We start from the raw sequence: 13,152 nt of genomic DNA on the forward strand, positions 1-13,152 counted from the left end.
TGCGGATGAAGGGAGTGCATCACGTCCTCCTGCGGTGAGAAGCTCGGCGTCGCAGGCCGTCAAAGCGCCAAGTGTACTCCTCAATGGCGTAACGCACCCGATCCCAACAACGTTCCGCCACCAAACAATTAGATCGATCATCTCTCCAATGCGATAGCGGAAATAATGCCGGTGCGCCTGCGCCAGGTAGTCCACGGCATGGTGGCCGACATCCATGCTGCCAGCCGCAACCTCATGCAGAAGAGGTTTCCAGATATGGGTCCTGGAGCGTTCGACGAGCGTCGCCTGTGCTTTTTTATGTCGACCGAGCCGGTCTCCCAGCTTGGTCACAAGCTGCAGCCCTGCCGCACCGCCGCCAACAACCACAATCTGATGGAGAGACGACTCCGCACGGGGCTGTGAGGTGGGCTCCTGCTGATGGTCCGCACGTGTATCCGAACTACGCTCGTCGGACATAGTCATTGCTCCCTCGGGCTTGCCGCTCACACCCGGATCGGCTGTGGGACACCCGCCTCAGCGACATCATCCTCTACCTTCACCGTTTCTGGCTCATTGGCTTCAAGATCCGTCTCCTGGTTCAAGCGCTGGTGGAGGCGCTTTTCATCGAGAGCGCTTTCCCATTTCGCAACAACGACAGTCGCCAGACCATTGCCGATCAAGTTGGTGAGGGCCCGCGCCTCCGACATGAAGCGATCGATTCCAAGAATCAGGGCGATGCTTGCGACCGGGATTGTGCCGACCGAGGCAAGTGTCGCAGCCAAAACGATGAAGCCGGATCCAGTGACTCCGGCCGCTCCCTTTGAGGTGAGCAGGAGAATCAGGATGATGCCCAGTTCCTGCGACAGGGTCAGGTCGGTGTTGGTTGCCTGGGCGAGGAACACCGCCGCCATCGTCAGATAGATGCAAGTGCCATCGAGATTGAAGGAGTATCCGGTGGGAATCACGAGCCCGACCACAGAGCTCTCGCAGCCCAGGTTCTCCATCTTGGCGATCATGCGCGGGAGCACCGACTCCGAGGACGAGGTACCGAGGACGATCAGCAACTCTTCCTTGATGTACCTGATGAACTTGAAGATGGAAAACCCGCACAGCGCCGCAATGCCGCCCAGGACGCCAAAGATGAACAGCAGGCAGGTCGTGTAGAAGGCGAGCATGAAGTTGCCGAGCGACCACAGAGTTCCCACCCCGTACTTGCCGATCGTGAAGGCCATCGCGCCGAACGCGCCAATCGGGGCCAGCTTCATGATCAAGCCGACGATGCGAAAGAAGATGTGACTGACGATGTCGATGAGACGCAGCACCGGCTCGCCATGCGTACCAAGAGCCTGCAAGCCGAAGGCGAACAGGATCGCGAAGAACAGGACCTGGAGGATTTCACCAGTCGCAAAGGCGCCGACAACCGTCGACGGAATGATCTCCATCAGGAACCCGATGGTACTCTGGTCCTTCGCCTTTGTGGTGTAGGTCGCGATTGACGAAGTGTCGACGCGGGAGAGATCGACATTCATCCCGACACCCGGCTGCCATAGATTGACGACGATCAGTCCGATCACCAGGGCAAGTGTCGTCACGACCTCAAAATAGATGAGAGCCTTTAGGCCGACCCGGCCGACCTTTTTCATGTCCTTCATGCTCGCGATGCCATGCACGACCGTGAAGAAGATGATCGGCGCGATGAGCATCTTGATCATCTTGATGAAGGCGTCGCCCAGGGGCTTCATCGCTTCGCCGAGGGAGGGATAGAAGTGGCCGAGGGCGACACCCAGCACGATCGCCGTGAGTACTTGGACGTAGAGGTGCTGATACCATCGGCCTTTATGGTGGGATTCCAGGACTGCCGTTGTCGGGGTTACCGTTGCCATTGCAAATCCTCCCTCCAAGAGGTTCTGTCAGTTGTCATGCGGGGCTGATCCGGCCGCCACCGCGGTCAATGCGGTCATATTTACAATTCCTCGTACAGTCGCGGTGGGGGTGAGGATATGGACTGGCTTGGCGGCACCGAGCAGGATCGGCCCGACGCTGATTCCCTGCCCGGCGACCATCTTGAGGGCGTTGAAGGTGGCATTCGCGGCATCGAGGTTCGGCATGATCAGGAGGTTCGCCTCGGCCGAAAGCCGCGCATCCGGGAAGATGCGGTTGAGCAACGGCCTGCTGAGCGCTGCATCTGCATGCATCTCGCCTTCGACTTCGAGATCTGGGGCGCGGCGATTGATCAGTTCGAGCGCGTCCCGCATCTTGCGTGCCGACGGATCACTGGCGGTCCCGAAGTTGGAGTGCGATACGAGGGCGATGCGCGGTGTCTGGCCAAAGCGCCTCAGCTCGGCCGCGGCCAGAATAGCCATCTCGGCGATCTCCTCTGCCGTGGGGTCAAGGTGGATATAAGGATCACAGATGAAGACAGTGTGCCGCGGCAGCTGGAGCAGGCCCATCGCGGCGAAGCTGTGGGCCCCCTCTGCCTGTCCGATGACCTCCTCAACGTAGCGCAGATGATTGGCATAGGCCCCGAATGTGCCGCACAGGAGCCCGTCCGCTTGGCCGCCACAGAGCAGCATTGCCCCGATCAGGGTGCTGTTGCGCCGTGTTTCGGCTGCTGCGACATCACGGGACAGGCCGTGCCGCTTGCGTTGCTGATAATAGGCCTCCGCGGCGTCAGCCATGGCATCGTGATCGTCGAAGCTGGCGATCTCGATGTCGCGGCCGGGTTGCAGGCGAAGGCCCAACGCTGCGATTTTCTGGGCGATCACGTCCGGCCGACCCACCAGGATTGGCGTTGCAAGGCTCTCATCGACCACCACTTGGGCAGCGCGAAGGACACGGTCGTCCTCACCTTCCGCATATACGATGCGCTTGCGGCCGGACGCGGCGGCCGCGGCAAAGACCGGCTGCATCACCGTTCCGGAGGTGTAGACAAACCGCTGGAGGGACCGCCGATACTCCTCGAGGTTCGGCAGCGGCCGGGTCGCCACGCCGCTGTCCATCGCCGCCTGGGCGACGGCTGGCGCGACCTTCGTGATCAGCCGTGGGTCGAACGGGCGTGGGATGAGATAATCAGGGCCGAAGCTGATGTCCTGAATGCCGTAGGCGGCCGTTACGACGTCCGACTGCTCGGCCTGCGCGAGCTCGGCGATCGCCCGGACTGCTGCGAGCTTCATCTCCTCATTGATCGTGCTGGCGCCCACGTCGAGGGCGCCACGGAAGATGAACGGGAAGCAGAGAACGTTGTTGACCTGGTTGGGATAGTCTGATCGCCCGGTGGCGATGATGGCATCCGGCCGAACCTCTTTCGCGAGCTCCGGCCGGATCTCCGGGTCGGGATTGGCGAGGGCCAGGATCAGCGGCCTCTCCGCCATGGTTCTCACCATCTCGGGCTTGAGGACACCGGCAGCCGAGAGACCGAGAAAAATGTCGGCTCCCTCAACGATCTCGCCGAGGGTCCGAGCGGAGGTCGGACGGGCATACTGCGCCTTCTGCTCGTCCATGGCCTCGGTGCGACCTTGGTAGACGACGCCCTTGGAATCGGTGATGAGGATGTTCTCCTTGCGAACGCCGAGGCCGACCAAGATATTGAGACACGCGATCGCCGCCGCGCCGGCTCCTGAGCAGACGAGCTTGACGTCCTCGATGCGCTTGCCGACCACCTTCAGGCCGTTGAGGACAGCCGCCGCAGCGACGATCGCTGTCCCGTGCTGATCGTCGTGGAAGACCGGGATCTTCATGCGCTCGCGCAGCTTCGTCTCGATCACGAAGCATTCGGGTGCCTTGATGTCCTCCAGGTTGATGCCGCCGAAGGTCGGCTCGAGCGAGGCGATGATGTCGATGAGCTTGTCCGGGTCGGTCTCATCGATCTCAATGTCAAACACATCGATGCCCGCAAACTTGCGGAACAGGCAGCCCTTGCCTTCCATGACGGGCTTTCCGGCCAGGGCCCCGATGTTGCCCAAGCCCAGCACAGCCGTGCCATTAGAAACCACAGCGACCAGGTTCCCGCGCGATGTCAGGTTTGCGGCCTCAAGTGGATCATCCTTAATGGCGAGACACGCGGCCGCCACGCCAGGAGAGTAGGCCAGCGCAAGGTCGCGCTGCGTGGTCATGTCCTTGGTCGGCAGAACGGTGATCTTCCCTGGGGTCGGGAAGCGATGGTAGTCGAGAGCGGCCTTGCCCAGAAGTTCATCGGCATCTGATTCGGATGGGCTTGCCCCGGCAGCCGGTGCTTTGAAGTTTATTTCCTGGCTCATGGATCCTCACTTTGGCACGACTGGCGGCACGTGGTTTCCAAGACTTGCAGAGGCACGTTGCCTGTTCGCGCCCAACAATCGGTTCAGTGTGCCTTCTGTGGCTGCTTCTTCGGCATGTAGAGGTCGGTGATCGTGCCCTCAAACGCTTCGGCCGCCATGCCAATGGTTTCCGAGAGCGTCGGGTGCGGGTGAATGGTCAGCCCGATGTCCTGCGCATCCGCCCCCATCTCGATGGCGAGCGCCGCCTCGGCGATCAGGTCACCCGCGGATGGTCCGACGATGCTGCAGCCAATGATCCGGTCTGTGCCTTCGTCGAACAGAACCTTGGTGAGGCCCTCGTCGCGTCCGAGTGACAGCGAGCGTCCGCTTGCCGCCCAGGGGAAAACGCCCTTGCCGTACTTAACTCCTGTCGCCTTGGCCTCGTTCTCGGTCAGCCCGACCCAGGCCACTTCTGGATCGGTGTAGGCGACCGACGGGATCACTTTGGCGTCGAAGAACGCGTTCTTGCCGGCTGTCGTCTCGGCCGCAACCTTGCCCTCGTGCACGGCCTTGTGGGCCAGCATCGGCTGGCCGACGATGTCGCCGATGGCGAAGATATGCGGCACGTTGGTGCGCATCTGCCGGTCGACCGGGATGAAGCCGTGCGCGTCCACCGCGATCCCAGCATTCTCTGCTCCGATCAGCTTGCCGTTTGGTCTGCGACCGACCGCCACGAGGATCTTGTCGAAAGTGTCCGTGGCCGGTGCGCTGCCGCCCTCGAAGTGCACGGTTAGTCCCTGCCCGTTGGCATCGACGTTGGTGACCTTCGCCTTGAGGTGGATGGCCTCATACTGCTTCGAGATCCGCTTCATCAGCGGCGTGATGATGTCCTTGTCGGCGCCTGGGATAATCTGGTCCATCAGCTCGACGACGGTCACCTTGGCGCCGAGCGCGTGATAGACGGTCGCCATCTCCAGGCCGATGATGCCGCCGCCAATGACCAGGAGCCGCTGTGGGACACCATCCAGCTCGAGCGCTCCCGTGGAGTCGATCACGCGCGGATCATCGTGTGGGATGAAGGGGAGTGTCACCGGCTCCGATCCAGCCGCGATGATTGCCTGCTCGAAGCTCACGATCTTTGTTGACCCCTCGTCCGATCTGACCTCCAACTGGTTCATGGACACAAACCGCCCGACGCCTGGCACGACCGTCACCTTGCGCTGTTTGGCGAGACCGGCCAGGCCTCCCGTGAGCCGCTTCACGACCCCATCCTTCCAGCCACGCAGCTTCTCGATATCGATCGAAGGCTCCGCAAAGCCGATGCCATGTGCCCCCATGGCTCGCGACTCGTCGATGACCCTGGCGGCGTGCAGGAGTGCCTTGGAGGGAATGCAGCCTACGTTCAGGCAGACGCCCCCAAGGCTCGGCCAGCGGTCCACAAGCACGACGTTCTTGCCCAGATCGGCGGCCCGGAAGGCGGCGGTGTAACCGCCCGGCCCTGCCCCGAGCACCAGCACTTCCGCATGGAAGTCTCCTGCCGCTGCGACCGGTGGCTTTGGGGTGGGCGCAGGGGCCCGATGCACGTTCCCTTTCGGTCCAGCCCGGGTCTCAACCGCTGATGATCCGTAGCCGGCTTGGCCCTGACCGGGCGCGTGGTCACCGAGCGGCGTAGCGGAGATACTTGCACCGCCTTCCATGACAGCGATCACGTCGCCTTGGGAAACGCGATCCCCGACCTTGACTCTGACTTCCCCGATCGTGCCGCTGTGTGCAGCGGGCACCTCCATGGTCGCCTTGTCGGATTCCAGCGTGATCAACGGGTCGTCGACCTTGATGGTAGCTCCCGGCTGCACATGGACTTCGATGATCGGCACGTTCGTGTAATCGCCGATATCCGGGATCCTGACCTCGATTGCCTCATACACCCCGCTGGGACTGCCGTAGCCGGCTTGGCCCGGGCCCGGCGACGGAGCGGCCTCCTCCTTGATTCGCTCCTTGGGCGGAATGGCGGGTGCTCCCTCCGCGTCCAAGGTGATGATCAAATCGCCTTGCGAGATCCGGTCGCCCGTTTTCACCCTGACCTCGCGGACAGTGCCGGCCGCTGTTGCCGGAATGTCCATGGTCGCCTTGTCGGACTCCAGCGTGATCAGGGTGTCATCGACGTTGATCCTGCTGCCCGGCTGAATGTGCACCTCAATCACCGGGATATCTTTGAAGTCGCCGATGTCGGGCAGGTGGATCTCGGTCATCGTGCTCATTACATTGTCTCCCAGGGCGCGGGTCAGGTCAGAGAACCAAGCGGCGAACATCCTCCAGCACATGCGCGAGTTGGCGTGTGAACCGGGCCGCCAGGGCGCCATCGATCACGCGGTGGTCGTACGACACCGACAGTGGCAGCATCAGCCGCGGCTGGAAGGTCTCACCATCCCAGACCGGCGCCATCCGGGAGCGCACGACTCCTAGAATTGCTACCTCAGGAGCGTTGACGAGCGGCGTGAAGGCCATGCCGCCAATCCCTCCGAGGCTCGAGATCGTGAAGGAGGCACCCTGCATGTCGGTCGCCCCGAGCTTGCCGTCGCGGGCTTTCTTCGACACCGCCCCAAGCTCCTGGCTGATGTCGCCAATACCCTTACGATCGACGTCGCGGATGACTGGCACGACCAACCCTTCCGGTGTGTCGACTGCCACCCCGATATGATAGTACTGCTTCAGGATCAGGGCGTCCTTTTCGGGGCTCAGCGAAGCATTAAATTCTGGGAACTCCTTGAGCGCCGACACAGAAGCCTTCATCAGGAAGGCGAGCAGCGTGACGCGATAGCCCTTGTCCTTGGCTGCAGCATCGAGCTCCTTACGGTAGACGTCCGTCTCGGTGATGTCCGCCTCGTCCTGATGCGTCACCAAAGGCACGTTGAGCCAGGCGCGATGAAGGTGCGGGCCTGAGATCTTCTTGATCCGCGGCAGCGGACGCATCTCGATCGGGCCGAACTTGGAGAAGTCGACCGGTGGGATTTCGGGAATGCCCATCCCGCCTGCAGGAGCAGGCGCCGAGACCGGCGCGGCCGGGCCTCGGAGGGTAGCCTTCACATCGTCCTTGGTGATCCGGCCCTTCTCGCCGGTCCCGCGGATGGTCCCAAGATCGATGTCAAGCTCACGCGCCAGGCGCCGCACGCTCGGACTGGCGTGAACCTGCCCGAAATCCGATTGGACACTCTGACCGTTCGGCTTCGCGGGGACGGTCGCCGGCGGCGATAGCGCGCGGGCGGGCGGCGGGGTCGGCTCCTGCTGCTCGATCAGCGACGGTGGCTCAGGCATGGTGGCGTCGCCATCCTTCAGCAGCACGATGGGATGGCCCTCGCTGACCTTGTCCCCCAGCTTGATCAGCAGTTTCTCGACAATCCCGGCGGAGGGCGCCGGCACCTCCATGGTGGCTTTGTCGGACTCAAGTGAGATGAGAGGATCGTCCGCGTTGACAGGATCCCCTTCTTTGACGTGCACCTCGACGATCGGTACATCCTTGTAGTCGCCAATGTCAGGGATCTTCACCTCAGTTGCCACGGTGTTCCTCCTCCGATCAGGCGACCTCGTTGGGCGGGGCGCCATTTCGATGACTTCGCTACGGGATGCTCAGACTGTCCACGGCGCGGGTTTCTCCGGATCGATGCTGTACTTGGCGATGGCCTCAGCCACGACGGTGGGCTTCACCGTTCCCTCGTCGGCAAGGGTTTTGAGCGCCGCCACCGCGATCCACCGGCGGTCGACCTCGAAGAAATCGCGCAGGCGCTTGCGATAATCGGAGCGGCCGAACCCATCCGTTCCCAGCACGCGGTAGCGGTGCGGCACGAACGGCCGGATCTGATCGGCAAAGAGACGCATGTAATCACTCGCGGCCACGACTGGTCCGCCACGGTTCCCCAAGCACGTCTCGACATGGGACTTGCGCGCTTCTTCTGTCGGATGAAGCAAGTTCCAGCGCTCGACCGCCATCGCCTCGCGGGCGAGTTCCGTAAAGCTCGGGCAGCTCCACACATCCGCTGCGATGTTGAAGTCCGGAGCGAGCAGATCGGCAGCTGCAATCACCTCGCGCAGGATCGTGCCGCTGCCGAGGAGTTGCACCCGCGGGGCTTTCTTTGGTCCCTGTCCTTCCCGGAACAGGTACATGCCCTTCAGGATACCTTCCTGAGCGCCCTCCGGCATCGCGGGATGCTCGTAGTTCTCGTTCATCACCGTCAGGTAGTAGAAGATGTCTTCCTGCTCGGCATACATCCGGCGCAGACCGTCCTGGACAATGACGGCAACCTCATACGAGAAGGTCGGGTCATAAGAAATGCAGTTGGGGATCGTGGCCGAGAACAGATGGCTGTGGCCGTCCTCGTGCTGCAGGCCCTCCCCGTTGAGCGTGGTACGCCCTGCCGTGCCGCCGATCAGGAAGCCGCGTGCCCTGAGGTCGCCGGCGGCCCAGGCGAGATCGCCGACCCGTTGGAAGCCGAACATGGAGTAGTAGACGTAGAACGGAATCATTGGCGTGTTCGACGTGGAATACGCCGTCGCAGCCGCAATCCACGAGGACATGGCGCCAGCCTCATTAATGCCCTCCTGGAGCATCTGGCCGGATCTGTCCTCCTTGTAGAACATGAGCTGGTTGGCGTCCTCGGGCCGGTAGAGCTGGCCGACCTGGGAGAAGATGCCGAACTGGCGGAACATGCCTTCCATGCCGAAGGTGCGACTTTCATCCGGCACAATCGGCACCACGTGCCTGCCGATGGTCTTGTCGCGCAGCAGTGTGTTGAGGACCCGGACGAACGCCATAGTGGTTGAGATCTCGCGTCCCTCCGTCGCCTTGAGCTGCGGCTCGAAGGCAGAGAGCGGCGGCACGTTCAGAGGATCCGACTTGCGCCGGCGCGATGGCAAATAGCCGCCGAGCGCCTCGCGGCGGGCCCTCAGATAGCGCATCTCCGGGCTATCGTCGGCAAAACGGATGAACGGCATCTCTTGGAGCTGCTCGTCCGTCAGGTCAATCTGGAAACGGTCGCGGAACTGGCGCAGCACCGCCTCGCCCATCTTCTTCTGCTGATGGGTGATGTTCTGGCCCTCGCCGGCCTCGCCCATGCCATAGCCCTTGACGGTCTTGGCCAGGATCAGGGTGGGCTGGCCCTTGTGCTTTACGGCGGCCGCATAGGCTGCATAGACTTTGCTCGGGTCATGCCCGCCGCGGGTGAGCTTCCAGATCTCGTCATTCGACATATCGGCGACCAGCGCCAGGGTCTCGGGATAGCGGCCAAAGAAGTGCTCGCGGATGTAAGCGCCGTCCTTGGACTTGAAGTCCTGGTACTCGCCGTCGACACATTCCTCCATCAGCTTCACGAGCAGACCGCTCGTATCCTTCTCAAACAGAGCGTCCCAGCCTGAGCCCCACAGCACCTTGAGGACATTCCAGCCAGCTCCCCGGAAGTTGGCCTCGAGCTCCTGGACGATCTTTCCATTGCCCCGCACCGGTCCGTCGAGGCGCTGCAGGTTGCAGTTGATGACAAAGATGAGGTTATCGAGCTTCTCGCGTCCGGCGAGCGAGATCGCGCCGAGGCTCTCCGGCTCATCCATCTCGCCGTCGCCCATGAAGGCCCAGACCCTGCGCCCCTCGGTTTGGGCGAGGCCTCGGAAATGCAGGTACTTGAGAAAGCGCGCCTGGTAGATCGCCATCAATGGGCCTAACCCCATTGACACAGTTGGGAACTGCCAGAAGTCAGGCATCAGCCACGGGTGCGGGTAGGAGGACAGGCCCTTGCCGTCGACCTCCTGACGGAAGCTGAGGAGTTGCTCCTCCGTAAGGCGGCCCTCGAGGAAGGCACGAGCATAGACGCCCGGTGAGGAGTGGCCCTGTATGTAGACGAGATCACCGCCATGTTCATCGGAGGCCGCCCGCCAGAAATGCATGAAGCCGGTGTCGTAGAGGGTTGCAGCCGATTGGAAGCTGGCGATGTGGCCTCCGAGTTCGGAGGATTCCTTGTTGGCCTTGAGCACGATGGCGAGAGCGTTCCAGCGGATGGCCGACCGGATCCGGTGCTCGATGGCCCTGTCACCGGGATGGGGCTCCTGCCGCGCGACAGGAATTGTGTTCACGTAGGGGGTTGTTGCCGAGTACGGGACAGGAGCACCCTTGCGGTGGGCTCCGTCGATTACCTGTTCCAAGAGGAAGTGGACTCTGTCGGGGCCATCGACCTCCAGAACACCATTCAACGAGTCGAGCCATTCTCTGGTCTCGACTGGATCAACGTCGCGACTGCGGTCCACCGTCACCTCCCAGGCGCCTCCCGTCAGACGCGGGCGCGCTGATTACTTGGACGCGGGTACGCTGATTATTTGGATTCGGCCGAAAAAATGTTCTGATTAACAGAGGTTACGCTGCTGGAGAGAGGAACTCAGGAGTGCTGTATTCGGTTCCGGTTGCGAAAGTCCAAGGCAATGGGGTCTCTTGTAGGTCATCATAACTGACCTGAACGAGTTCAGGTTATGGACATTGCAGGTGTTGAGTAGAGCCAGTCGATAGTATTCTCGACCAGGGCAAGCTGAGCCATACGCCCAAATCAGGCGTGATGAACAGGCCGTCCGACACCCAGTTCATGCGATTGGTTCACAATATCACTTCACAATCTGGAGTGTTTAGGAAAGACTGCATTCCAGTAATGCGGGATATCTTGAACCGGCACCGCCTCATCGAAAGCGAGGAAGGTTCCCATGCTTCGATTCGCTGCGAAGATCTTTGCGATGCTTCTGGCGCTGTTTGCCTTCTGTCAGCCCGCTTCGGCCGTAGAGCCGCATTGGCCCCCGTCACTGACGATCGGCACAGCCTCCCCTGGAGGGACGTACTATGCCTATGGCGAAGGGCTCGCGCGAATTCTGACCCGCGCCCTCAACCTTCCAGTCACAGCCCGAGCCACAGAAGGACCAGGGCAGAACATCCTCTTACTGGAGGCTGGCGAAATCCAGATCGGGTTTGTGACCCTTGGCGTGGCTCTGCAGGGCTGGAACGGATCAGCCCCTTGGACCGGAGGCAAACAACTGAGAACGATGCGCGCTCTCTTTCCCATGTACGACACGCCATTCCAGTTCATGGTCCTTGAGGAGTCCGGCATCCGCTCAGTGGGCGAACTCAACGGCAAGCGCGTCGGCATTGGCCCGCAGGGTGGTACATCGGGAGCCTACATCCCCGAATTCTTCAAGGTTTTGAAAGTTGACGCCTCGCTTGCTCATGGCGACTGGGCTGACGTGGCGAACCAGGTGCAGGCTGGAAGTCTCGATGCCCTCGCAGTGGCCGCAGGTGTTCCATTTCCTTCGTTTATTGATCTCGAACAAAAGGGAAAGGTCCGTTACGTTCCACTTGCCTCGCAACAGATCCTCGATCTACGTCTCGCCATGCCGGAACTTGGGGCTTCTGTGGTTGGAGCAGGCGCCTACCCATCCCTGAGGAGCAACTACGGGACGGTCGGGCTTTACAATTTCGCTGTCGCTCATCGCGATGTTCCCGCGGACCTTGCTTACTCAATCGTTGAGGCGGTCTTTGCGAACCATGACGAGCTGGTCGAGGTCCACTCGGCCGCGGCCGAGACGGTGCCGGGGAACTTCACCCGCAATACCTTTCTGCCGTTTCACGACGGGGCAAGCCGCTGGTACCAAAACAAGGGTGTTGTTGGCGTTATCCGCAATGATTGAGCAGATTTATTGAACGCTCAATATAACAATCTATTTCGAGCGATCGACACTCGATCGCGTTCTATTATTTAACTGGACGTTGCCCTTTCTATCTCGGGCCAGGTCCTGTTAAGAGGCCTAAAACCTACTGCCGAATTCTTTCTGGATGACCCAGAGAACCCTCTGCAAAATCGCTCCGCAGGTAATCAGCTTTCTTCGGGAATGGACACGATCTGGCGGCCCAAGTTGTTCTACCCACCGCCAATCCCCTCGATCACCTTGCCTGTGCCTCCGCACGCCGGACACGGCGCGCTGCCAATTTGGCCAGAGCCCTTGCAGTCGGGACAGACATCCTCGCCCGTCCCCGGCGTACCGGGTTCAGCCACATCTCCGGGGCTCAGTTTTGGCTTATCTTGCGTGGCCGGCTGATCCTGAGGTTTTGCCATGCCTGTGCTCCCGGTTTTTGTGAACTGTCTTGCTAACGCGGCAGTATTGCACGAGTTCATCAACCTGAAGCCCTGCAGGAGCGGCACAAGGCGGCTTTTTCGCGTGAACTTAATAGGCTCAACTCACATGAACCTGTCCAGCGCGCTGGTGCGTTGTCTGATAGTCGCGCATCCGTTGTTGATGCAGGTGAAACATCAGTCGCGGAGTTCTCTTTCTCTCACCTCACTCTGTAGCTGCTGGATGGCGGAGCAGGAATAGGCACCTCGAGGCCACCGCGGAAAGACTGTTCAAGACACAAAGACACTTTGGAGGAAGCTGATGGCCGGCGACGACACTCACGAGACACAAACGCAGATGAACAGCAACGTGCCCGGGCCCGATGTGATGCTGAGACTTTGGGCCTCCTGGATGGACCAGATGTCTGCCCCAGCCCAGGGCCTGGCTGATCCAGGCACCGCGTGGTGGCAAATGACAGCGCGCAACCCTGCTTCGAGTCTCATCGCCGGAGGAGTCAAGCAGTTCCAGGAGAGTCTGTCCAAGAATCCGACACTGCGTTCCATCGATCAGGTGTGGAACGCCAATCCATTGCGAGAGGTCGTCCCTGTCGATTGGGCTGAAATCACCCGGGCCTTGCGAATTGTTTGGCTCCGCTCTCTCGGAAAACCCAGGGCGGCCCAGGCTGTGGTGGACTTCAATCAGGATCTGTGGCGCTCGGGGCTGCAGATCTGGCAGGAGGCCGGACAACGCTGGCTGGGCCTGGCAGGCCTTTCGTCGGACGATGGGCAGTCGGCTCGCTCGCCGGACAAGC

General features: G+C 61.3%; 7 protein-coding genes and 2 pseudogenes. 2 read left to right on the forward strand and 7 right to left on the reverse strand.

The features are described 5' to 3' along the window. From FS320_RS28415 to aceE, 6 genes and pseudogenes are all read right to left on the reverse strand, one after another. A pseudogene (locus tag FS320_RS28415) lies at nucleotides 1–456 on the reverse strand (hypothetical protein); the annotation flags it as partial. A 26-nt stretch (nucleotides 457–482) separates the two neighbouring features. Next, complete coding sequence (locus FS320_RS28420; RefSeq protein WP_152715627.1) at nucleotides 483–1,862, reverse strand: dicarboxylate/amino acid:cation symporter; 1,380 nt, start codon at nucleotides 1,860–1,862, stop codon at nucleotides 483–485. A 27-nt stretch (nucleotides 1,863–1,889) separates the two neighbouring features. Next, the gene (locus FS320_RS28425; RefSeq protein WP_152715629.1) at nucleotides 1,890–4,235 is read right to left on the reverse strand and encodes an NADP-dependent malic enzyme; all 2,346 of its coding nucleotides are present in this window, start codon (nucleotides 4,233–4,235) and stop codon (nucleotides 1,890–1,892) included. Between the two features lie 83 nt (nucleotides 4,236–4,318). Further along, the gene (gene lpdA, locus FS320_RS28430; protein ID WP_152715631.1) at nucleotides 4,319–6,472 is read right to left on the reverse strand and encodes a dihydrolipoyl dehydrogenase; all 2,154 of its coding nucleotides are present in this window, start codon (nucleotides 6,470–6,472) and stop codon (nucleotides 4,319–4,321) included. A 28-nt stretch (nucleotides 6,473–6,500) separates the two neighbouring features. Further along, nucleotides 6,501–7,769: a dihydrolipoyllysine-residue acetyltransferase gene (aceF, locus tag FS320_RS28435; RefSeq protein WP_420846783.1), complete on the reverse strand. Its 1,269-nt coding sequence runs from the start codon at nucleotides 7,767–7,769 to the stop codon at nucleotides 6,501–6,503. Between the two features lie 69 nt (nucleotides 7,770–7,838). Further along, nucleotides 7,839–10,499: a pyruvate dehydrogenase (acetyl-transferring), homodimeric type gene (aceE, locus tag FS320_RS28440; RefSeq protein WP_162003294.1), complete on the reverse strand. Its 2,661-nt coding sequence runs from the start codon at nucleotides 10,497–10,499 to the stop codon at nucleotides 7,839–7,841. 444 nt (nucleotides 10,500–10,943) lie between these two features. Between aceE and FS320_RS28445 the strand changes: the two genes are divergently transcribed. Further along, nucleotides 10,944–11,918: a TAXI family TRAP transporter solute-binding subunit gene (locus FS320_RS28445; RefSeq protein WP_244627446.1), complete on the forward strand. Its 975-nt coding sequence runs from the start codon at nucleotides 10,944–10,946 to the stop codon at nucleotides 11,916–11,918. A gap of 230 nt (nucleotides 11,919–12,148) precedes the next feature. On the opposite strand, the gene FS320_RS48445 is transcribed toward FS320_RS28445, so the two are convergent. Further along, nucleotides 12,149–12,343, reverse strand: coding sequence for a hypothetical protein (locus FS320_RS48445; protein ID WP_152715636.1), 195 nt, complete (start codon nucleotides 12,341–12,343; stop codon nucleotides 12,149–12,151). 319 nt (nucleotides 12,344–12,662) lie between these two features. On the opposite strand from FS320_RS48445, the pseudogene FS320_RS28455 reads away from it, so the two are divergent. After that, nucleotides 12,663–13,152 (forward strand): annotated as a pseudogene (locus FS320_RS28455) (hypothetical protein); the annotation flags it as partial.

It is taken from the genome of Microvirga tunisiensis (genome assembly GCF_009296175.1).
Lineage (GTDB): Bacteria > Pseudomonadota > Alphaproteobacteria > Rhizobiales > Beijerinckiaceae > Microvirga > Microvirga tunisiensis.

Bases quoted from the DNA above. Each gene is read 5' to 3' on its own strand.
- FS320_RS28420 (WP_152715627.1), bottom strand. From the start codon at position 1,862: ATGGCAACGGTAACCCCGACAACGGCAGTCCTGGAATCCCACCATAAA.
- FS320_RS28425 (WP_152715629.1), bottom strand. From the start codon at position 4,235: ATGAGCCAGGAAATAAACTTCAAAGCACCGGCTGCCGGGGCAAGCCCA.
- FS320_RS28445 (WP_244627446.1), top strand. From the start codon at position 10,944: ATGCTTCGATTCGCTGCGAAGATCTTTGCGATGCTTCTGGCGCTGTTT.
- lpdA (WP_152715631.1), bottom strand. From the start codon at position 6,472: ATGAGCACGATGACCGAGATCCACCTGCCCGACATCGGCGACTTCAAA.
- FS320_RS48445 (WP_152715636.1), bottom strand. From the start codon at position 12,343: ATGGCAAAACCTCAGGATCAGCCGGCCACGCAAGATAAGCCAAAACTG.